The following is a 20,994-nucleotide window of genomic DNA, read 5'->3' on the forward strand; positions in this document are numbered from 1 at the left end:
GCGCTTACTGCTGCTGGAGAATCGACCCCAGCAAGCCCGGAAAACGCCCATCGAGCTCAGCGCTTCTGAGCGAATTCATATGCGTGGTGCCGACATTGCGCGTATGCACCAGCCCGGCATCGCGCAGCACACGAAAGTGATGGGACATGCTCGATTTGGGCCGCCCGCCGTCCAACTCGCCACAGCTGGCCTCGGCCACAGCCGCCAGATGGCGGACGATTTCCAGGCGCACAGGGTCGCTCAGGGCGTAGAGCACGCGCTCCAGAATCAGGTCTTCAGGGTTGGGATGTTTATAGGCTCGCATGGCACACATGATAACGGGGGTTTCACAAATTGCCATAGTTCGAATATGATCGAACAATCGAATGCCAATTCAGCTTCTGGAGATTGTTCATGACCGCGCTGTTCCAACCCTACACCCTCAAGGACGTTACCCTACGCAATCGCATCGCCATTCCGCCGATGTGCCAGTACACCGCCGAGGACGGCATGATCAATGACTGGCACCACGTCCACCTGGCCAGCCTGGCCCGTGGTGGTGCGGGCCTGGTGGTGGTCGAGGCCACGGCAGTCGCACCGGAGGGGCGCATCACCCCCGGCTGCGCGGGTATCTGGAGCGACGCCCATGCGCAAGCCTTCGTGCCGGTGGTCAAGGCGATCAAGGCGGCAGGTGCGGTGCCAGGCATCCAGATCGCCCACGCCGGGCGCAAGGCCAGCGCCAATCGGCCGTGGGAAGGCGACGACCACATTGCTGCCGACGATGCGCGCGGCTGGCAGACCATCGCGCCCTCGGCCATTGCCTTCGGTGCCCACTTGCCGAAAGTGCCGCGTGAGATGACCCTGGCTGACATCGCCCGTGTCCAGCAAGACTTCGTCGATGCCGCCCGGCGCGCGCGAGACGCAGGCTTTGAGTGGATCGAACTGCACTTTGCCCACGGTTATCTGGGTCAAAGCTTCTTCTCCGAGCATTCCAACCAGCGCACCGACGCCTACGGCGGCAGCTTCGACAACCGCAGCCGCTTCCTTCTGGAAACCCTGGCTGCGGTGCGCGAAGTGTGGCCAGAGAACCTGCCACTGACGGCGCGTTTCGGTGTGCTGGAATATGACGGTCGCGACGAGCAGACCCTTGAAGAATCGATCGAGCTGGCCCGCCGCTTCAAGGCCGGTGGCCTGGATCTGCTCAGCGTCAGCGTCGGCTTCACCATTGCCGAGACCAACATCCCGTGGGGCCCGGCGTTCATGGGGCCGATTGCCGAGCGCGTGCGTCGTGAGGCAGATTTGCCGGTGACTTCAGCCTGGGGCTTCGGTACGCCGCAGCTGGCTGAGGGGGCGCTGCAGGCCGGTCAGTTGGACCTAGTGTCGGTAGGCCGGGCGCACCTGGCCGATCCGCACTGGGCGTACTTTGCGGCCAAGGAGCTGGGGGTCGACAAGGCCTCGTGGACCTTGCCAGCACCCTATGCGCATTGGCTTGAGCGCTATCGTTGAACCCTAGCTGATTTGTAGTCAGTTACGGCGCTATCGCGGGGCAAGCCCGCTCCCACGGGATGTATTCGAACACCTCGTGGGAGCGGGCGGGTCCCGCGATGCTTTCAACGGGGCGTCGACGCAAACAACGCCCGCGCCTCGTCGAAGCATTGCTCGGCAATTGCCGAACGAGGCTCGCTGCGGCGCAATAGCAGGCCAACCGGGCTGAGCACGCTGGCGTCGGTGATGGGGATGATGCGCATGTGTTCGCTCAAGTCTTCCAGGCCGCAATCGAGCGGCATCACCGCACAGCACACGCCGCTGGTGATGGCCTGGATCAGCTGGAAGGTGGAGTCGCTTTCCAGCACGGCCATCGGCTCCAGGCCGCGGCTGCGAAAACTCAGGTCGAGCGATTGGCGGTAATGCATGCCCTTGCTCAACAGGCCCAACGGGATATCGCCGAGCTCCTCCCAACGCAGGGCGCTGTGCGGTAGCTGGAAATGCCGGGTGTCGTGCAACAGGCCCATGGTGGTAGTGCCCAGTTCGATCACGTCGAAGAAGCTCGCGTTGACTTGGTCCAGATAGCAGATGCCCAGGTCCAGCTGGTTGCGGCTCAGGCCGTCGACGATCTGCTCGGAGGTGTGCGAGCTGAGTTGAAAGTGCAGTTCGGGGTATTTTTCCCGCAGGGGCAGCAGCAGGTGCATGGGGTTGAAGCTGGCCAGCGGCACGCTGCCCAGGCGCAGGCTGCCGACCACTTGGCCGCGACAACTGGCCGCTTCGGCTTGCAGGCCGTCATGCGCCGCCAGCAGGGTGCGGGCCCAGGCCAGGATGCGCTCGCCGGCCTCGGTGAAACCTTCGAAGCGCTGGCCACGCTTGACCAGCACCAGGTCCAGTTCGTCTTCCAGGTTGCGCAGGCGCATGGACAGGGTCGGCTGGGTGATGTGGCACAGCGCCGCGGCCTGGCCGAAGTGGCGGGTCTGGTCGAGGGCGAGGAGAAACTTGAGCTGCTTGATATCCATGGGGCGGCCTGGCGGGCGGGAAACGGAGTTGCTTGACCTTAACCAAGTCTGCCGAGGCTGGCCAATCTTTAATGGTGACCGAATGATAGAGGCGGTTGATCGGCTGGTTCGCCATATCGATTGGACGCTGCCAAGGCTTGCCACTAGCGTGACGGCACTGCCAATTTCCAGAGGATGCCCAGGTGAGTGTAAAACCCGATGCGCAGTTCGTGCCGCTTAATATCGCCGTGCTGACCGTCAGCGATACCCGCAGCTTTGCCAACGACACCTCGGGCGAGCTGTTGGCCACCCGCTCGGTGCAGATCGGCCATCGTCTGGTCGAGCGGGTGCTGCTCAAGGACGACCTGTACAAGATCCGCGCCCAGGTCGCGACCTGGATCGCCGATGATCAGGTACAGGTGGTGTTGATCACCGGCGGCACTGGATTTACCGGGCGCGACAGTACGCCGGAGGCGGTGGAATGTTTGCTGGACAAGCGTATCGATGGTTTCGGTGAGCTGTTCCGGGCGTTGTCGATCCTCGATATCGGCACCTCGACCGTGCAAAGCCGGGCACTGGCCGGGTTGAGCAATGGCACCCTGGTGTGCTGCCTGCCGGGGTCGACGGGGGCGTGCCGTACGGCATGGGAGGGGATCTTGGCCGAGCAGTTGGATGCGCGCCATCGGCCGTGCAACTTCGTGCCGCATTTGAAGGCCGTGGGGTTGTGTGAAACGCGTGGTTGAGTGAATGGAGTAGGGCTTCGTCTGTGCCGGGCCTATCGCGGGGCAAGCCCGCTCCCACGCAGTCGACATTTATCTTGGACATCTCGTGGGAGCGGGCTTGCCCCGCGATAGGGCCGCTCCTGCTAGTCAGCTCAGGACATGGTCCACTGGCACCAACGCCGGTGGCAGCGGCTCATGCCCCAGCGCCGACAGCACATCGCGCTCGATCGTGCGCACCATGGCATCGGTCGGCAGGTCGTTCTCATCGCGGCCAAACGGATCTTCCAGCTCGTTGCCAATCGCATCCAGGCCAAAGAACGTGTAGCTGACGATGGTGGTGAACAATGGCGCCAGCCAGCCCAGCGGTTCGGCAAGAGCAAACGGCAGCAACAAACAGAAGATGTAGATGGTTCGGTGCAGCAGCAAGGTGTAGGGGAAGGGCAGCGGCGTACCTTTGATCCGCTCGCAGGTCGCCTGGACTTCCGACAAGCCAACCAGCCGCTGCTCAAGCAGGGTGTAGCGCCACTCACTGATCTGCTGGCGCTGCGCCAAGTCCGAACAGTGCTGGCCCAGCTCGCGCAGGATCCCATCACAGACATTGTGTGAACTGATCGCACTCGACTCGGCCAGCCATGGCCGCGCAGCACTGAGCGGATCTTCATTGCGCAGCCCGGCATTGAGCGCATGGGCAAAGCCACACAAGCTGCGCAGCAGCTCTGCACGCAGTCGCTGATCGGCAATTGCCGTGCTTTCGCGCACGAACGAGCGCATCTCGATGATCATCCTGCCCCAGGCCTTGCGCCCCTCCCACCAGCGGTCATAGCAGGCGTTGTTGCGAAAGCTCATGAAGATCGACAGCGACAGGCCAAGCAAGGTGAACGGCGTGGCGCTGACCGGCGAGAAGCGTTCCGGATAATGCCGCTCGACCAGCACGATCAGCGCCGCCAGCAAGGTCACCAGCAGGCAGCGCAAGGCGATGCGTTTGACGATCGAGCCTTTGAGGGTGAACAGCACACGCAGCACATCGGGGCGGGAGTGGACGATCATGGCAATCCAGAGGCGGCCGATCAGCCGCCGGTCATGTTCATGAAGCGCAGGATCTGTACCTCGCCGCCGACCTCGAAGTGGTGACGGTAAGGCTTGAGGTGCACGGCCTCACGGATGGCGTTCTCCAGCCGTTGGCTATCGCCCGGATGGGCACGCAGGACTTGCTTGAGGTCCATCGAATGCTCGTTGCCCAGGCACAGCAGCAAGCGCCCTTCGACGGTCAGACGCACGCGATTGCAGGTGGCGCAGAAGTTGTGGCTGTGCGGCGAGATGAATCCGACCCGGGTCTGCGGCGCCTCGGCCAGGCGCCAGTAACGGGCCGGCCCTTGGGAGGACTCGGCCGATTCGATCAGGGTGAAGTGCTCGGCCAAAAGCTCGCGCACTTCGTCGCTGGAGCAGTAGGATTCGCCGCGTTGATGCTCGCTGATCACCCCGAGCGGCATTTCTTCGATAAAGGAGATATCCAGCTCGCGGTCGATGGCAAAGCGCACCAGGTCGACGATTTCATCGTCATTGCGGCCCTTGAGCACCACGCAGTTGAGCTTGGTGCGGCGAAAGCCTGCCTGGCGTGCAGCGTCGATGCCGGCGATCACCTGGGCCAGGTCGCCGGTGCGGGTGAGTTGGCGGAAACGCGCGCTGTCGAGGCTGTCGAGGCTGATGTTCAGGCGGCTGACGCCGGCGTCGAACAAAGGCTGCGCGAGTCGGCCCAGTTGCGAGCCGTTGCTGGTCAGGCACAGCTCACGCAGGCCGGGCAGGGCGGCGATACGCGCGCACAGTTCGACGATGCCCTGGCGCACCAGCGGCTCGCCACCGGTCAGGCGGATCTTGCGGGTACCGAGGGCGACGAAGCGCTCGGCCACTTGGTACAGCTCTTCGAGGCTGAGGATCTGCTGGCGCGGCAAGAACTGCATGTCTTCGGCCATGCAGTACACGCAACGGAAGTCGCAACGGTCGGTGACCGACATCCGCAGGTAGTCGATTCTTCGGTTGAAGCCGTCGATCAGGGCCTGGCCGTTGGGTTCCACATTCGCGCTCTGAGTAAGAGGGGGTTAGGTCCAAGCTATAACCTGCGCCGGGCTGCGTCAAATTGCTTTGCCCTCTCACATGATCAATCTCCTCTATCACTGCCGCAGGCCTCGATTGGCAAGGGCTGTAGGCCATGATCGACAGGGCTTATCGTGCTGTAAGACATTTCGATTGGACGCACCAGGGGCGGCCTTCTTAGGCTGGAAAAAACATCGGGCGACTCGATCCGGTGAACCATTCGATGCCCCGCGTGAGGATCTACCGCATGAGCCAAGACCAACACATCAGGGACTACAAGGGCCCCGCCGCCGGCTGGGGCGCGCTCAAGAGCGTGACCAAGAGCTGGCTGGGCAGTGAAAACGCCTTCAAGAACCTGCGGGCCATGCTCAAGACCAACCAGAACGGGGGCTTCGACTGCCCAGGCTGCGCCTGGGGCGAGTCGCCGGAAAGCGACATGGTCAAGTTCTGCGAAAACGGCGCCAAGGCGGTCAACTGGGAGGCCACCGGCCGCTCGGTGGACCCGGCGTTCTTCGCCAAGTACAGCGTCAGCGCCCTGGCCGAGCAGAGCGACTATTGGCTCGAATACCAAGGCCGCCTGACCCACCCGATGCGCTACGACGCCGCCACCGATCATTACGTAGAGACCAGCTGGGACGAGGCCTTCGCCCTGATCGCCGAGCACCTTAAGGCGCTTGCTTCGCCCGATGAAGCCGAGTTCTACACCTCAGGTCGGGCCAGCAACGAAGCGGCGTTTCTCTATCAGCTGTTCGTCCGCGCCTATGGCACCAACAACTTCCCCGACTGCTCGAACATGTGCCATGAAGCCAGTGGCGTGGGTATGGGCAGCACGCTGGGGGTGGGCAAGGGCACGGTGGTGTTCCATGACCTGGAACTGGCCGATGCTATCTTCGTGATTGGCCAGAACCCTGGCACCAATCACCCGCGCATGCTCGAACCGTTGCGTGAGGCGGTTCGCCGCGGCGCGCAGGTGGTGTGTTTCAACCCGCTCAAGGAGCGCGGCCTGGAGCGTTTCCAGCACCCGCAGCACCCATTCGAGATGCTCAGCAATGGCTCTGAACCCACCAATACCGCCTACTTCCGCCCAGCGCTGGGCGGTGACATGGCGGCCATGCGCGGCATTGCCAAGTTCCTTTTGCAGTGGGAGCGCGAGGCCCAGGCCAATGGCCAGCCAGCGGTGTTCGACCATGCCTTCATCGCCGAGCACACCGACGGCATCGACGACTACCTGGCGGCGGTCGATGCTACCTCGTGGGCGCATATCGTCGAACAGTCTGGCCTGACCCTGGCCGAGATCGAGCTGGCTGCGCGCATGTACCGCAAGGCTGAGCGGGTGATCATGTGCTGGGCCATGGGCGTTACCCAGCATCGCCACTCGGTGCCGACCGTGCAGGAGCTGGTCAACCTGCAACTGCTGCGCGGCAACGTCGGCAAGCCGGGGGCCGGCCTGTCGCCAGTGCGCGGCCACAGCAACGTGCAGGGCGACCGCACCATGGGCATCGACGAGAAGCCCAAGGCATCACTGCTCGACGCCCTGGAAAAACGCTTCCAGTTCAAGGTGCCGCGTGAGCATGGGCATAACGCTGTGCTGGCGATCCAGGCGATGGAGCAGGGCCGGGCCAAGGTGTTCATCGGCCTGGGCGGCAACTTCGCCCAAGCCACCCCCGATACCCCACGCACTCACGAGGCGCTGCGCAAGTGTGCGCTGACCGTGCAGATTTCCACCAAGCTCAACCGCTCGCACCTGGTGACCGGGCGGGACGCGCTGATCCTGCCGTGCCTGGGCCGGACCGAGATCGACCTGCAAGCCAACGGCCCGCAAGGGGTGACGGTGGAAGACACCTTCAGCATGGTGCACATCTCTCACGGCCAGCTCAAAGCGCGCTCGCCGCACATGCGCTCGGAGCCGGCGATCATTGCCGGAATGGCCCAGGCGACCTTGGGCAAGCACCCCATCGACTGGGAGTACGCCATCGCCGATTACAGCCGTATCCGCAGCATGATCGCCGATGTGATCCCGGGTTTTGCCCAGTTCAATCAGCGCCTTGAGCAACCCGGCGGCTTCCATCTGGGCAACAGTGCGGCCGAGCGCACCTGGCGCACCTCTACGGGCACCGCGCGCTTTACCGCCAGCGCCCTGCCTGAGCACCTGGTCAACGCCCAGGTGCTGGCACGCGGGGATAAACCCGATTTGATCTTGCAGACCTTGCGCTCGCACGATCAGTACAACACCACGCTGTATGGCCTGGATGATCGCTATCGCGGGGTGTTTGGCCTGCGCGAAGTGGTGTTCGTCAACGAAGCCGACATCCGCCGCCTGGGCTTCGAGCCTGGCGAGCAGGTGGACATGGTTTCGCTCTGGGAAGACGGCCTTGAGCGGCGGGTTAGTGGCTTTCGCCTGGTGGCGTTCGATGTGCCCGAGGGGCAGGCGGCGGCGTATTACCCGGAGACCAATCCGCTGGTGCCGTTGGAGAGCTATGGCGAAGGGACGTACACGCCGACCTCCAAGTTCGTGGCGATTCGTTTGGAGAAAGCCAAGCAGGGCAATCGGATCGGGCTGGTTACTGCTGATTGATGGCGCCAATACCGGCCACTTCGCGGGCAAGTTGCAAGGCCGGTGCGCCGCTGCAACTTGCCCAGATTTCAGCGATGAACCGGATAAGCCGTGGTGTACTTCATCTGCTCCATGGCAAAACTCGAGGTGATGTTCGACAGCCCATCGGTGCTGGTAATTAGCTTCTTGTAGAAGCGGTCATAGGCTGCGATATCGCCCACCACCACACGCAGCATGTAGTCCCAATCCCCCGACATGCGATAAAACTCCATCACCTCCTCGAAGCTGCTCACCGTCGCGGCAAACTGCTCGAGCCAGGCGCTGTCGTGGCGTTGGGTCTTGAGCTGGACGAACACGGTCAGGCCCAGCCCCAGGCGCTCAGGGTCGAGCAGGGCGACGCGGCCACGGATGTAGCCTTCGTCTTCCAGGCGCTTGACCCGCTTCCAGCAGGGGGTGGTGGTGAGGTTGACCGCTTCGGCCAAGTCCTTGAGGGAAATCGATGCGTCGCGCTGGAGCAGGGTGAGGATGTGCTGGTCGAAACTGTCCATATCGGCGGGCGGCTATCAGCAGAAAAATATCCTCCACATTAGCTCAGCCAGAGCATGCAGAAAACACCATGGGCTTATCCGCGCAAAGGAAATTCCCCGCTCGGCCAGGGCGCGTTGGATATGCGATAGTGGCGCACTTCACTTCTTTCCCAGTCAATGGACCCGACCATGTCCGACAAGCCGCGTAATTTCGCCACTCGCACCATTCATGCTGGCGAGCAATCCAGCGTTGCCGACAACGCCATCTTCCCGCCGATCTACACCGCCAGCTCGTACATCAAGCGCGGCCTGGACGATAACCCCGAGTACGCCTACAGCCGCGTCGCCAACCCGACCCGGCATGCCTATGAAACCTGCGTCGCCGCTTTGGAAGAAGGGGTTGGCGCGGTGGCATGCGCCTCGGGTGTGAGCGCCACCGCCACAGTGCTCGAGCTGCTCTCCAAGGACGCTCACGTGGTGGTGATGAACGGCGTCTACGGCGGCACCTTCCGCCTGCTTGAAGACTACCGTGGGCGCACTTCGGGGCTGACCACCAGCTATGTCGACCTCAATGACCTGGAGGCCGTCGCCGCCGCAATTCGCCCAGAAACCCAGCTGATCTGGATCGAGTCGCCCACCAACCCGCTGCTGCACCTGGTCGATATCCAGGCGGTGTGCACGCTGGCCCGCGAGCGCGGCATTCTGACCTGCATCGACAACACCTTCTGCTCGCCCTGGAACCAGCAGCCAATCACCCTGGGCGTGGACTTGGTGATGCATTCGGCGAGCAAGTACATTGGCGGCCACTCCGACCTGACCGGTGGCGTGGTGGTCGCGGCCAACCAGGAACTGCTCGGGCGCCTGCGCAAGATCAGCATGGCGGTGGGCGCGATCCAGGGCCCGTTCGATTGCTACCTGGCCCTGCGCGGGCTGAAGACCCTCGATGTGCGTATGGAGCGCCAGAGCGCCAACGCCTTGCGTGTAGCGCAGTTCCTTGAGGCGCATCCACAGGTCGAACAGGTGTATTACCCAGGCCTTGAGAGCCATCCGCAACACGCGCTGAGCAAGCGCCAGATGCGCACCGGTGGTGCGGTGGTGGCCATGCGCATCAAGGGTGATCGGGCGGCGGTCAATCGCCTGGTCGAAGCGCTGTCGATCTTTGTCCTGGCCGACTCCCTGGGTGGGGTGGAGAGCATGATCAACCACTCCTGGAGCATGTCGCACAACTCCCTGAGCCCTGAGCAGAAAGGGCTGATGGGGATCGGCGAAAACCTGCTGCGGCTGTCGGTGGGGATCGAGGATTACCGGGATCTGATCGAGGATCTGGATGTGGCCCTGAAGGCGTCTGCGTAAGCGCCTGACAGAGCCATCGCGGGGCAAGCCCGCTGCCACGTCGAACTCGTCGCGAGTAGCAGGTGGCAGCAGGTGTGCCCGGCGATGTTTGGTTGTGCCCGGGTCAGGATTTGGGCGGATGGATAATTCGTTCGATCTTGTCCTTGATCAGCAACCTTTCCTTGCGTAGCCGGTTGACGGCCTCGTCTGCGGTGCCGTTGCCCTCGGCGGCCACCACCTCTTTGTCCTTGCCGTTGTATTCCTTGTGCAGCTTGTGCAGCGCCGGGTCCTTGTCGATCAGGGCCTGGAAGGCATCAGCAGTAATGTGCAAGTCAGCGAGCAGATCATGCGGTACGGGCATTTCTTCACCTCTGTTCAGGGTTAGCGAAAGGTGTTGAACCCTGAGGATAGTCGCCTTTGCCGCGCTGGGGGAGTGGGGTAGGCTGTCGCTTCTGCCCGCGAACCGGAAACCCCTGCCATGCCGCACTTGAACCTGGAATACAGCGATAACCTGCCTGAGCTGAAGGTCGATGTACTGCTGTTGCGCCTAAACAACGCCTTGTTGGCCAGCGGCCAATTTGCCGATGAGCTGGATATCAAGAGCCGTGCCCAGGCCTTCGCCAACTACCAGGTAGGCACCGCGCTGGCCGCGCGAGCGTTTGCCCATGTGCGCCTGGCGATCCTCAGCGGGCGCACCGAAGCGGTCAAGAAACAACTGAGCGCGCATCTGCTGGAGGTGCTGCGCGAGGCCATCCCGGCGCAGAGCGGCCTGGATATCCAGTTGTGCGTAGAAGTGCTGGATATCGAGCGTGAGCCGTATGCCAAACTTCACCTGCCTGGCTAAACCTGGCGCAGGCACGGCAATGGTCGCCAGGTTTCGCGTGCAGGGCCCACGGCGTATATACTGCGCGCCAATGATTGTGGGAGAGCCTCGTGGCCATCGAAATACACTGGATCTGTGACGACCAAAGCCTGGCCGAGCACTGCCGGACCTGGCGCGAACTGCCCTTCGTAGCGCTCGATACCGAATTCATGCGGGTCGACACCTTTTATCCGAAAGCCGGCCTGCTGCAGATCGGCGATGGCAACAAGGCCTTTCTGATCGATCCGTTGCTGATCGGCAACTGGCAGCCGCTGGCCGAGCTGCTCGAAGACAGCGCTGTGGTCAAGGTCGTGCACGCCTGTAGCGAAGACCTCGAAGTGCTGCTGCGCCTGACCGGCAAGCTGCCCCAGCCGCTGTTCGACACGCAACTGGCCGCGGCCTATCTGAACATTGGCTTCTCGATGGGCTATTCGCGCCTGGTGCAGGAAGTGCTCGGGCTCGACCTGCCCAAGGGCGAGACTCGCTCCGACTGGTTGCAGCGCCCACTGTCGGAGACTCAGGTCAGCTACGCCGCCGAAGATGCCGTGCACCTGGCCGAGCTGTTCAGCGAGCTGCGCCCGAAACTGTCGGACGACAAATACGCCTGGGTGCTGGAAGACGGCGCCGAGCTGGTCGCGCAGATGCGCCGCGAGGTCGAACCCCAGACCCTCTACCGCGACGTCAAGCTGGCCTGGAAACTGTCGCGCCAGCAACTGGCGGTGCTGCGTGAGCTGTGCGCCTGGCGCGAGCGCGAGGCGCGCAGCCGCGACCTGCCGCGCAACCGCGTGCTGCGTGAGCATTCGCTGTGGCCGATGGCCAAGACCCAGCCCGACAACCTCTCGGCGCTGGCCAAGATCGATGACATGCACCCGCGTACCATCCGCCAGGACGGCGAGTTCCTGCTCAAGCTGATCAAGCAGGCCGGCAGCGTGCCCGCCGAGCAGTATCCACAAGCCTTGCCCGAACCCCTGCCAATCGAAGCCTCTGGCATCCTCAAGCGCCTGCGTGCGGTTGGCCAGGCCGAAGGCGAGCGGTTGGGCATCGCCCCCGAGCTGATGCTGCGCAAAAAGACCCTCGAAGCCCTGCTCAAGAGCGGCTACCCCAACGGTCCCTATCAATTGCCTGATTCGCTGCGCGGCTGGCGTCGCGAGCGGATGGGCCAGGCCCTGCTGGATGATCTGGCAGGTGCCGGAGAAGCCTGATGAAACGTATCTGTTCGATCTACAAAAGCCCGCGCAAGAACGAAATGTACCTCTACGTGCTCAAGGCCGATGGCCTGGAGCGTGTTCCCGACGGCCTGCTGCCGTTTTTCGGCACCCCGATCCACGCCTTCGACCTGGTGCTCAGCCCAGAGCGCAAGCTGGCCCGCGAGGATATCGCCAAGGTGCTCGAGAACCTTGAGAGTCAGGGTTATCACTTGCAGATGCCGCCCGCTGAGGACGAGTACATCGAGCACCTGCCCGAAGAGCTGCTGCGCCGCAACGACCCGGTCTGATTCCGGCCCGCGGCTAACCCTCTGCCAAGCGGCCCGCCAGTCGGGCCGCGTTTAGTTGTCTGCCAAGGTTGTTTTTCAAGATGCGCGTTCTGATCGCTGAACAGGATCATGCCAACTACGCTCGCCTGTTGGCCGAAGCGGCCCCGGAGCTGCAGGTGGTGACCAGCGGTGACTCCGCCGAACTGGCCCGCCTGGCGCCCGACAGCCCCGTGTGGCTGGGGCAGCCTGACCTGCTCGCCAGTCTGCTGCGCCAGGGCCATAAGCCGCAATGGGTGCAATCGACCTGGGCCGGCATCACCCCGTTGTTGGCTGACGGCCTGCCACGTGATTACCGCCTGACCCGCGCCGTGGGGATTTTTGGCCAGGTCATGGCCGAATACATGCTGACCTATATGCTCGGCCATGAGCGCGATGTGCTGTCGCGGCTGGTCAGCCAGGTCGAGCGGCGTTGGGACGACCGCCCGGGGCGCACCTTGGAGGGGCGTCAGGTGCTGATCGTCGGGACCGGTGATATCGGTCAACGTGTTGCCGAGTTCTTGCTGCCATTTGGCGTGGTCCTGCGCGGCGTTGCCAGCAGTGCCCGGGAGCAGGCGCCGTTCATTGAAGTGGCGGGGTTGGATCAGTTACCGCGCATGGTCGAACAAGCGGACTATGTGCTTAACCTGCTGCCCGATACACCCGCGACCCACGATCTGTACGACGCTGCGCTGTTCAAGCGCTTCAAGCCCAGCGCGCTGTTCATCAACGCCGGGCGTGGGGTGGCTGTGGTCGATGGCGACCTGGTCGAGGCGCTCAAGGAAGGGCATCTGGCAGGCGCGGTGATCGATGTCTGCCGTCAGGAGCCGTTGCCCCAGCGCCACCCGTTCTGGACCGCCTGGGGCTTGCTGTTGACCGGGCACAGCTCGGCGCCCACCTCGCCAGCGGCGATGGTGCGTTTGTTCGTCGAGAATGCGCAGGCGTATGCGGCGGGGCAGGGCTTGCGTGGGGAAGTGGATTTTCTGCGCGGGTACTGAGCTTGACTGCTGTGCCGGCCTCATCGCGGGGCAAGCCCGCTCCCACGCTCGCTGCGCCCCAGATGTTGGACACCCATCCATCATCTGGGGCGTAGCTCAGTATCTCGTGGGAGCGGGCTTGCCCCGCGATGAGGCCGGCACAGGCGATAAACCTATTACAAGCTGAAATCACCCTCAGCCGCCAACTCGCTCAACGGCCGGCGCGGGCTCGGCACTTCGCGCGCCTGTAGCGCCTCGGCCAGGGTGGCCTTGTCGCCCAGCTTGCCGATCGCAACCATGGCATGCAGGTCATAGCCCTCGGGGATCTTCAGCTCCTTGCGCGCCAGCTCCTGGTCGAACCCGGCCATGCCGTGGGTGTGCCAGCCACTGATGCTCGCTTGCAGGGCCAGGTGGCCCCAGGCGGAACCGGTGTCGAAGGTGTGCCACAGCGCCGGTTTGTCATCGAAGCTGGTCTTGGAGATGATCAGCACCAATGCCGAAGCCTGCTGGGCCCAGCTACGGTTGAACGGCACCAGCAGTTCCAGGTAGCGCTCCCAGTTGGGGGTGTCGCGCCGCGCATAAAGGAAGCGCCATGGCTGCGAGTTGTACGCCGACGGCGCCCAGCGCGCCGCTTCCAGGAAGCTCAGCAGAATGTCTTCGCTGATCGGCTCGGCGGTAAACGCGCGCGGCGACCAGCGGTTGATGAACTGCTCGTTGATGGCGTAATCGGCAATGCGGGGATTGGCGCTCATGGTGGCTCCTGCAAGGTAGGGAAAGACCAGAAGCGCACGCTACTGCGTCCAGCAGGTACTGACAAGCGGTCTGGCTTTGCCCAAGGCCAGGCTCTAGACTGGCGCCGCCGCGCGCCGTGAATGAAGAATCAATGCAGGAAACCGTGTGATGATGCCGCAAACCGCGCCCTTCTGGCGGCGCAAGACCCTCGAACAGCTCGATGCGCAGGAGTGGGAATCGCTCTGTGACGGCTGCGGCATGTGCTGCCTGCAAAAGCTCGAGGATGAGGACGACAACAGCGTCTACTACACGCGTATCGCCTGCAAGCTGCTCGATCTCGACAGCTGCCAGTGCAGCGACTATCCCAACCGCTTTGCCCAGGTGCCTGACTGCATCCAGCTCACCCCCGGCAAGGCCGATCAGTTCAAATGGTTGCCGCCCACCTGCGGCTATCGCCTGGTCAGTGAAGGCAAGGATCTGCCCGCCTGGCACCACCTGGTCTGCGGTGACCGCAAGCAGGTGCATGAGCAGCGTATCTCCCAGTCCGGACGTATGCTCAGTGAGAACGATGTGGATGAAGACGACTGGGAAGACCACCTGATTTTCCGCGCCGGCTGAGCCCCGGTCTTTCGCCTCTGCTGAACAAGGAGTTTCTGTATGCGTCGCCCTCTGCTGTTGGTCCTGGGTCTTGCGGCCTGCACGCCGGCCTGGGCCAAGAAGGTCGATCTGGATTACCAGGTGCGATTGCTGCCATCGACCAGCCAGGCCGAGGTGCGCCTGACCCTGGCTGACGGCAGCGCGGTGCGCAGCCTGGACTTCGACCTGGGCAAGGCGGGCGCCTACAGCGAGTTTCACGCCGACGGCCAATGGCAGCAGCAGGGCGAGCGCGGGGTATGGCGCCCGGCGCCAGGCAAGACCAGCCTCAGCTACCGCGTGCAACTCGACCAGAAACCCCACGGCGGCGCCTATGAAAGCCGCATCACCCCGCACTGGGCAGTGTTTCGTGGCGATCAGCTGGTGCCCCCGGCGCGCCTCGACCAGCAGGACGGCACCGAGCTGGTCGCACGCCTGGCTTTTGAATTGCCGGCGGGCTGGAAGAGTGTAGAAACCGCCTGGCCGCGCATCGGCAAGCAGAAGTTCCGTATCGATAACGTCTCGCGGCTGTTCGACCGTCCCACCGGTTGGATGCTGGCTGGCAACCTCGGCAGCCGTCGGGCGCGCCTGGGCGAAACCGACGTGACCGTGGCGGCGCCGCAAGGGCAGGGCATGCGCCGCATGGATACCCTGACGTTACTGACGTTCGTCTGGCCGCAGGTGCAGGCGGTATTCCCACGTAATCCGCCCAAGCTGTTACTGGTCGGCGCGCGCGATGAGATGTGGCGCGGCGTGCTGACCGGACGTAATTCGCTGTTCCTGCACAGTAACCGGCCGTTGATCGGTGACAGCGGCAATAGTCCGCTGCTACGCGAACTGGTGCAGGTGTTCGCGCAGATCAATGACCGCGATGGCAGCGACTGGATCGGTGAGAGCCTGACCGATTACTACGCCAACGAATTGCTGCGTCGGGCTGGAGGCGTCAGTGATGACCGCTATCAGGCCTGGCAGGCGCGCCTGCAAAAGCTAGGCAGCAAAGTCACCCGCCTGCGCGGCAACCAGGCCGACCCTGGTCAGGTCGCGCGGGGCGTGCAGCTGTTGCAGGCGCTGGACCGCGAGATCCGCCTGCACACCCAGAACAAGCGCTCGCTGGATGATGTCGCGCGGGCGCTGATGCGCGTGCCCAGCGTCAACACCGAAGAGTTCATCCAGCTCAGCGAAAGCGTGTTGGGGCGCCAATCCGAAGTGCTGCAAAGCAAGCTCCTGCGCTGACGCCTTTCTCTCAAAACCTGCGCTAAACCTGTGCGAGCGGGCTTGCCCCGCGATGGCGATCACCGGCCCGCCGCTGCAGTTAAATTTTCGCCGCAGGATCCGTCCCAGTCACCGTCACCCCGCGCGTCGCCGCCTCGGCACTGGCCCTGAGCACCTCAAGCTCTGCCGCGCTGCGCTGAATGTCGCCACGCAGGCGCTGATACTCCTGGCGATGGCTCAACCACCAGGCCTTGGTCGAGCAGTGCCCGCTGATCCCGCGTGCCAGTGCCAACCCTCCAACCGCCACCTGCAACAGGCCGATCAGGCCGCCATGGCGCAGGCCTTTGCCGATCATCAATGCACCACCCGCCAGCGAACTGGCGCGTTCCAGGCCGTGGACGTTGTGCTCTTTGCTTACTGTGGGGGAATGGATATCGAGCATGACGAACTCTCCGTTGCAAGTGTAAGCAGCTGACCCTGCTGGTTACAGGCGCGTTCATTTCGATTGCTGGACGGCGGTTGCGCTGCGCTGGTTGATCCCTGCTTCGACAGGTAACGCCAGCCGGCGATTGTGCTTCACAATGTCCGGTCTGAATACTTTTCTGTCGGGTTTGGCAATGCATCATTGAGCGCGCCAACTCGGTCGCTCAAAATCCTTGCAGGCCACCAAATACGTGCCCTGCGCAGATCGAGCCATTCATCCAAAAGGCTGTAGACAAATTGTCTAACAGCGTCCTATAGTCGTTATACAAATAGTAGACACAGCGCTATGACAACAAAGAAGGCCGCCATGAAAGCCACCAGCATCGTCCAGCCGATCAGCAACGAGGTGCCCCAGGACCGCAAGGCCGTCCTAGCCCAAGCGCTGCGTCGGCGCATCCTCAGCATGGAGCTGGCGCCTGGTGCGGTGGTGGATGAACTGGCCCTGTGCGACGAATTCGGCCTGTCGCGTCCACCGGTTCGCGAGCTGCTGCGCCAGATTGCCGCCGAAGGCTACATCGAGCTGGAAGCCAACCGTGCGCCACGGGTAGCGGCGATGAACCACGAGTCGCTGCACAGCTTCTACCTGGCCGCGCCGCTGATCTACGTCGCCACCACCCAGCTGGCCGCCAGCTACGCCAGCGCCGCCGAGATCGAAGCGCTCAAGGGCATCCAGGCCCAGTTCCGCCAGGCGATCGAACAGCGAGACGTGGAAAACCGGGTGCTCTACAACGATGCCTTCCACCTGGAAATCGGCAAGATGGCGCACAACGATTACCTGATGCCCAGCCTGCGGCGGATCCTTATCGACCACACTCGCCTGGGCAAGATTTTCTACCGCCACCCGACCACCGATGACATGCAGCGCGATCTGGAACTTGCCTGCGCGCAGCACGAGCAGATCATCGAGGCGATCGAGCGGCGCGATCCTGAAACCGCAGGCCGCGTGGTGCGTGCGCACATGGAATTGTCGCGCCGACGCATGGCCGAGTACGCCGCACCCCAGGGACTGGATGTGCCGATCGAAATGTAGAGATTGAAGTCACCGCCCGTAGCGGTGAATGCACGACCACAACACACCAGGTCCATGAAATGACAAGAATAACTTCGCTGCCTGCCGATGACGCCTCCTGTGGCTGGTTCCACCTGAGCAAGCCCCGTCAGCCTCGGCCCGCTCACAGCGGCCAGAGCAAAGCCCGCTGGGTGGTGGTCGGCGCCGGTTTCACCGGCCTTGCTGCCGCGCGGCAACTGGCAGCGAACTTTCCCGATGACCAGATCGTGCTGATCGAGGCCCAGCAGGTCGGCTTTGGCACCTCCGGGCGCAATGCCGGCTTTGCCATCGACCTGCCGCATGACATCGGCGCCGAGGACTACATTGGCGACATCGGCATCGCCAAGACCATTCTCAAGCTCAATCTGGGCGGCCAGTCTTACCTCAAGGAACTGGTCGAGCGCTATGCCATCGACTGCCAGTTCAAGCACTGCGGCAAATACCAGGCGGCAGTCGAAGATCGCGGCATCGCCGTGTTGGAGGCCTATCGCCGGGGGCTGGACAAGCTCGATCAACCTTACCAGATGATCGATGGACGCGATTTGCCCGAGCACATTGGCACCGACTTCTACCGCAAGGGCCTGTTTACTCCAGGCACCGCGCTGATCCAGCCGGCGGCGTTGGTCAAAGGTCTGGCCGACAACTTGCCGAGCAACGTTGCGCTGTACGAGAACACCCCAATCCTTGATGTCGAATATGGCGACAAGGTGCTCTTGCGCCATGCCAATGGCTCGATCATCGCCGACAACCTGGTGCTGACCACCAACGCCTTTGGCATGAGCTTTGGCTTTCTCAAAGGGCGCATGCTGCCGGTGTTCACCTATGCCAGCATCACCCGCCCGCTGAGCGAGGACGAACAGGCGCGCCTGGGCGGCAAGCCCTACTGGGGCGTGATTCCGGCGGACCCATTCGGGACCACCTTGCGCCGCACGGTCGACAACCGCCTGCTGATCCGCAACAGTTTCAGCTACAACCCCGATGGGCGCAGCAATGGCAAATACCTGCAACGGTTCGTCGAGCGTCACCGCGCGTCGTTCGCCCGGCGTTTCCCGATGTTGCCCGAGGTCGACTTTGACTATACCTGGGGCGGTGCATTGGCCCTGTCGCGTAATCACATGGGCTTCTTCGGCAAGTTGGCGCCGAATGTATTTGCTGCGCTGTGCTGCAATGGGCTTGGTGTTACCCGCGGTACGGTGACCGGCAAACTCTTGGCCGATTGGCTGGCGGGCCAAAGCAATGAGTTGATCGACTTCTTGCTGAATGCTCCAGGGCCCTCTGCCAATCCACCGCAGCCCTTGGTATCGCTGGGCTTGAACCTGAATCTAATGTGGGGGCAATACCGCGCCGGAAAAGAAAGCTGAGCCATCGATAAGTTAACGATTCACGTGCAATTGGCTGGGGCTTAGTTACCCGGCACGGGCGCCCTTTGCCCAGACAAAGATGATCGAGGCGGGTAGTCGATCGAACGAGGCTGAAGGCAGTTTTCAGTGTCGCGCACGCGCTCGCCTTGAATAAGTGCACTACAGAAGTGGTAGGAACAATAATGACAAGTCCGAATATTTCCGTTGAAGATGTACCGCTCAATCGCTTTCACCAGTTGCTGACCGTGCGCTCCGGCGGGGGCTCGTTCGTCGATGGCTATGTACTGAGCATTATTGGCGTGGCCCTGGTGCAGATGTCCGCCGGCTTGAACCTGAGCAGTTTCTGGCAAGGCATGATCGCTGCGTCGGCGCTGATCGGGATCTTCTTTGGTGGTTTTTTCGGCGGTTGGCTGACCGACCGCTTTGGCCGCAAACGGGTGTTCTTCGTGGGCCCGGTGCTGTTCATGCTGGCCTCGCTCAGCCAGTTCTGGGTCGAGTCGGCGCTGGTGCTGTTCTTGCTGCGCTTTGCCATCGGCATCGCGGTGGGCATCGAGTACCCGGTGGCGACCTCGCTGCTGGTGGAGTTCTTGCCCAAGAAGAACCGCGGCCCGCGCCTGGCTACCCTGACCATTCTCTGGTTTGCCGGGGCGGCGTTCGCCTATGTCATCGGCGATCTGCTTTTGCGCCACGGCGGCGAGGAGTCCTGGCGCCTGGTGCTGGCCAGCCCGGTGGTGATCGGCGCGCTGCTGTTCGTGCTACGCATGGGCACCCCGGAATCGCCACGCTGGCTGCTGAGCAAAGGCCGTGCGGCCGAGGCTGAGGCGGTGATCAAGCAGGTCTACGGCAGTGATTTCTCCCTGCGCAACCTGCCTGAAGAGCCCAAGCAGAAGAAACTGTCGTTGCTCAGCCTGCTGCACTCAGGCTACGGCAAACGCATGCTGTTCGTGGCGATGTTCTGGACCTGTTCGGTCATCCCGGTGTTCGCCGTGTATGCCTTCGCGCCCAAGGTGCTGGCCGCGCTCAACCTCAAGGGCGACTGGGCTTCGTTCGGTTCGGTGGCGATCACGTTCCTGTTCGTGGTCGGCTGCATCATCGCCACCCGCCTGATCAACGGCATGGGCCGGCGGCGCATGCTGATCAACAGCTTTGCCTGGTCGGGCATGGCGCTGCTGGGCCTGGCGGCATTCCACGCCGGCTCCGAGCTGCTGATCCTCGGCTTGTTTGGCGCCTACGCGCTGTTCATCGGCGGCGCGCAGGTGCTGCAGCTGGTGTATCCGAACGAGCTGTTCCCCACTGAAATTCGTGCAGGCGCAGTCGGCGTGGGCACCTCGCTGTCGCGGGTCGGCGCTGCCATCGGCACCTGGCTGGTGCCGATGGCGCTGGATAGCTACGGCATCGCTTTCACCATGTACGCCGCGGCTATCGTCACCTTCATTGGCCTGGCGTTCTCTTTCGCGCTGGCGCCGGAAACCCGTTCGCTGAACCTGCAGCAAGCTGCATCGCTGGGCTGAATCACCACCACGGCGTGGCGCTGATCGGGCGCTGCGGCCTGAACAAAACTGATCGTTGCATTGGAGAACTCACCGTGAAATTCGAAGGCATCTATACCCCGGCAATCACTCCGCTGGCCGCGGACGGCTCGATCGACAAGGCGGCGTTCGCCGACGTTCTTGAGTACCTGGTCGACTCGAAGATTCATGGCGTCATCATCGGCGGTTCCACCGGCGAGTACTACGCGCATACCTCCCAGGAGCGCATCGAGCTGGCCGCCCAGGCCAAGGACGTGCTCAACGGCCGCCTGCCGCTGATCGTCGGCACCGGTGGCATCCGCACCGAAGACGCGGTGGCCTTTGCCAAGCACGCCAAAGAGATCAAGGCTGATGCGTTGTTGGTCGGCACGCCGCCGTACGCCCTGCCGACTCAGCAGGAGATCGCTCAACACGTCAAAGCCGTTGACGCTGCCGCCGACCTGCCGATCATGCTCTACAACTACCCAGGTCGCATGAGCGTGGGCATGGGCGAGGAATTCTTCGATGCCGTGGCGGATGTGAAGAACATCGTCGCCATCAAGGAAAGCTCCGGTGACATGGGCCAGCTGCACCGCCTGGCCATCCAGCGCCCGAACATCCAACTGTCCTGCGGCTGGGACGACCAGGCCCTGGAGTTCTTCGCCTGGGGCGCCCAGAGCTGGGTGTGCGCCGGCTCCAACTTCATCCCGCGCGAGCACGTGGCCCTGTATGAGGCGTGCGTGATCGACAAGGACTTCGACAAAGGCCGGCGCATCATGGGCGCGATGATGCCGCTGATGGACTTCCTCGAAGGTGGCAAGTTCGTCCAGTCGATCAAGTACGGCGTGGCCCTGAACGGCCTGAGCACCGGTGGCGTGCGCAAGCCGCTGTCCGAGCTGGACGCTGCCGAGAAGCAAGCGCTTGAGCGCGTCGTGAGTGAACTCAAGCGCAACATTGCCCAGATCACCGGAGGTGCCTGA

At 63.0% G+C, this 20,994-nt stretch carries 22 protein-coding genes; 14 read left to right on the forward strand and 8 right to left on the reverse strand.

Translation table 11 applies throughout. From position 1 onward, the window contains the following. Positions 1-4 precede the first annotated feature (4 nt). Positions 5-340 (reverse strand): helix-turn-helix transcriptional regulator, encoded by a 336-nt coding sequence (locus tag ACF8K2_RS22805; RefSeq protein ID WP_186555479.1) that lies wholly within the window; start codon positions 338-340, stop codon positions 5-7. A gap of 53 nt (positions 341-393) precedes the next feature. Between ACF8K2_RS22805 and xenA the strand changes: the two genes are divergently transcribed. Next, a complete protein-coding gene (gene xenA / locus ACF8K2_RS22810; RefSeq protein WP_392467764.1) occupies positions 394-1,485 on the forward strand; it encodes a xenobiotic reductase XenA in 1,092 nt (363 codons plus the stop codon). A gap of 104 nt (positions 1,486-1,589) precedes the next feature. Here xenA and ACF8K2_RS22815 read toward each other — a convergent pair whose 3' ends face one another. Further along, a complete protein-coding gene (locus ACF8K2_RS22815) occupies positions 1,590-2,483 on the reverse strand; it encodes a LysR family transcriptional regulator (protein WP_392467766.1) in 894 nt (297 codons plus the stop codon). A gap of 182 nt (positions 2,484-2,665) precedes the next feature. On the opposite strand from ACF8K2_RS22815, the gene moaB reads away from it, so the two are divergent. Next, positions 2,666-3,205, forward strand: coding sequence for a molybdenum cofactor biosynthesis protein B (gene moaB, locus ACF8K2_RS22820; protein ID WP_186555311.1), 540 nt, complete (start codon positions 2,666-2,668; stop codon positions 3,203-3,205). A gap of 126 nt (positions 3,206-3,331) precedes the next feature. On the opposite strand, the gene ACF8K2_RS22825 is transcribed toward moaB, so the two are convergent. Next, positions 3,332-4,231, reverse strand: coding sequence for a bestrophin family protein (locus tag ACF8K2_RS22825; protein WP_186555310.1), 900 nt, complete (start codon positions 4,229-4,231; stop codon positions 3,332-3,334). A gap of 20 nt (positions 4,232-4,251) precedes the next feature. Further along, positions 4,252-5,256, reverse strand: a complete 1,005-nt coding sequence (gene moaA / locus ACF8K2_RS22830) for a GTP 3',8-cyclase MoaA (RefSeq protein WP_186555309.1) — start codon at positions 5,254-5,256, stop codon at positions 4,252-4,254. A gap of 266 nt (positions 5,257-5,522) precedes the next feature. On the opposite strand from moaA, the gene ACF8K2_RS22835 reads away from it, so the two are divergent. Then, the gene (locus ACF8K2_RS22835; RefSeq protein WP_392467769.1) at positions 5,523-7,850 is read left to right on the forward strand and encodes an FdhF/YdeP family oxidoreductase; all 2,328 of its coding nucleotides are present in this window, start codon (positions 5,523-5,525) and stop codon (positions 7,848-7,850) included. A 68-nt stretch (positions 7,851-7,918) separates the two neighbouring features. Here the strand turns inward: ACF8K2_RS22835 and ACF8K2_RS22840 are convergent, their stop codons facing one another. Then, the gene (locus ACF8K2_RS22840; protein WP_186555307.1) at positions 7,919-8,377 is read right to left on the reverse strand and encodes an Lrp/AsnC family transcriptional regulator; all 459 of its coding nucleotides are present in this window, start codon (positions 8,375-8,377) and stop codon (positions 7,919-7,921) included. Between the two features lie 156 nt (positions 8,378-8,533). Between ACF8K2_RS22840 and ACF8K2_RS22845 the strand changes: the two genes are divergently transcribed. Then, a complete protein-coding gene (locus tag ACF8K2_RS22845) occupies positions 8,534-9,709 on the forward strand; it encodes a PLP-dependent aspartate aminotransferase family protein (RefSeq protein ID WP_186555306.1) in 1,176 nt (391 codons plus the stop codon). Between the two features lie 103 nt (positions 9,710-9,812). Here the strand turns inward: ACF8K2_RS22845 and ACF8K2_RS22850 are convergent, their stop codons facing one another. Beyond that, positions 9,813-10,049 (reverse strand): YdcH family protein, encoded by a 237-nt coding sequence (locus tag ACF8K2_RS22850; protein ID WP_186555305.1) that lies wholly within the window; start codon positions 10,047-10,049, stop codon positions 9,813-9,815. A 117-nt stretch (positions 10,050-10,166) separates the two neighbouring features. Here ACF8K2_RS22850 and ACF8K2_RS22855 point away from each other — a divergent pair, with 117 nt between their 5' ends. From ACF8K2_RS22855 to ACF8K2_RS22870, 4 genes are all read left to right on the forward strand, one after another. Continuing rightward, entirely contained in the window at positions 10,167-10,532 is a 366-nt protein-coding gene (locus tag ACF8K2_RS22855) for a 5-carboxymethyl-2-hydroxymuconate Delta-isomerase (RefSeq protein WP_392467771.1), read from the forward strand. Positions 10,533-10,621: 89 nt separating this feature from the next. Then, positions 10,622-11,752, forward strand: a complete 1,131-nt coding sequence (rnd, locus tag ACF8K2_RS22860) for a ribonuclease D (RefSeq protein ID WP_186555303.1) — start codon at positions 10,622-10,624, stop codon at positions 11,750-11,752. Continuing rightward, positions 11,752-12,045 (forward strand): YcgL domain-containing protein, encoded by a 294-nt coding sequence (locus tag ACF8K2_RS22865; RefSeq protein WP_368973197.1) that lies wholly within the window; start codon positions 11,752-11,754, stop codon positions 12,043-12,045. Before rnd ends, ACF8K2_RS22865 begins: the two co-directional genes overlap by 1 nt. A gap of 80 nt (positions 12,046-12,125) precedes the next feature. Then, positions 12,126-13,058 (forward strand): D-2-hydroxyacid dehydrogenase, encoded by a 933-nt coding sequence (locus tag ACF8K2_RS22870; protein ID WP_392467774.1) that lies wholly within the window; start codon positions 12,126-12,128, stop codon positions 13,056-13,058. Positions 13,059-13,213: 155 nt separating this feature from the next. On the opposite strand, the gene ACF8K2_RS22875 is transcribed toward ACF8K2_RS22870, so the two are convergent. After that, the gene (locus tag ACF8K2_RS22875) at positions 13,214-13,789 is read right to left on the reverse strand and encodes a nitroreductase family protein (protein ID WP_186555300.1); all 576 of its coding nucleotides are present in this window, start codon (positions 13,787-13,789) and stop codon (positions 13,214-13,216) included. A 148-nt stretch (positions 13,790-13,937) separates the two neighbouring features. On the opposite strand from ACF8K2_RS22875, the gene ACF8K2_RS22880 reads away from it, so the two are divergent. Together ACF8K2_RS22880 and ACF8K2_RS22885 are read left to right on the forward strand one after the other, a co-directional pair. Continuing rightward, positions 13,938-14,387 carry a YcgN family cysteine cluster protein gene (locus tag ACF8K2_RS22880; RefSeq protein ID WP_186555299.1) on the forward strand — a complete coding sequence of 150 codons (450 nt, stop codon included), beginning with the start codon at positions 13,938-13,940 and terminating at the stop codon, positions 14,385-14,387. 39 nt (positions 14,388-14,426) lie between these two features. Continuing rightward, positions 14,427-15,635, forward strand: coding sequence for a hypothetical protein (locus ACF8K2_RS22885; protein WP_186555298.1), 1,209 nt, complete (start codon positions 14,427-14,429; stop codon positions 15,633-15,635). Positions 15,636-15,714: 79 nt separating this feature from the next. On the opposite strand, the gene ACF8K2_RS22890 is transcribed toward ACF8K2_RS22885, so the two are convergent. Next, complete coding sequence (locus tag ACF8K2_RS22890; RefSeq protein ID WP_186555297.1) at positions 15,715-16,056, reverse strand: DUF2892 domain-containing protein; 342 nt, start codon at positions 16,054-16,056, stop codon at positions 15,715-15,717. A 348-nt stretch (positions 16,057-16,404) separates the two neighbouring features. Here ACF8K2_RS22890 and ACF8K2_RS22895 point away from each other — a divergent pair, with 348 nt between their 5' ends. The 4 genes from ACF8K2_RS22895 to ACF8K2_RS22910 all read left to right on the forward strand — a co-directional run bounded on the left by ACF8K2_RS22895 (position 16,405) and on the right by ACF8K2_RS22910 (position 20,994). Further along, positions 16,405-17,127 (forward strand): GntR family transcriptional regulator, encoded by a 723-nt coding sequence (locus ACF8K2_RS22895; RefSeq protein ID WP_392467777.1) that lies wholly within the window; start codon positions 16,405-16,407, stop codon positions 17,125-17,127. 59 nt (positions 17,128-17,186) lie between these two features. Further along, positions 17,187-18,506 carry an NAD(P)/FAD-dependent oxidoreductase gene (locus ACF8K2_RS22900; protein ID WP_392467779.1) on the forward strand — a complete coding sequence of 440 codons (1,320 nt, stop codon included), beginning with the start codon at positions 17,187-17,189 and terminating at the stop codon, positions 18,504-18,506. A 182-nt stretch (positions 18,507-18,688) separates the two neighbouring features. Further along, entirely contained in the window at positions 18,689-20,017 is a 1,329-nt protein-coding gene (locus ACF8K2_RS22905; protein ID WP_392467781.1) for an MFS transporter, read from the forward strand. 74 nt (positions 20,018-20,091) lie between these two features. Then, positions 20,092-20,994 carry a dihydrodipicolinate synthase family protein gene (locus ACF8K2_RS22910; RefSeq protein ID WP_392467782.1) on the forward strand — a complete coding sequence of 301 codons (903 nt, stop codon included), beginning with the start codon at positions 20,092-20,094 and terminating at the stop codon, positions 20,992-20,994.

Source organism: Pseudomonas sp. xss_2 (assembly GCF_043104195.1).
Taxonomy (GTDB): Bacteria; Pseudomonadota; Gammaproteobacteria; order Pseudomonadales; family Pseudomonadaceae; genus Aquipseudomonas; species Aquipseudomonas urmiensis.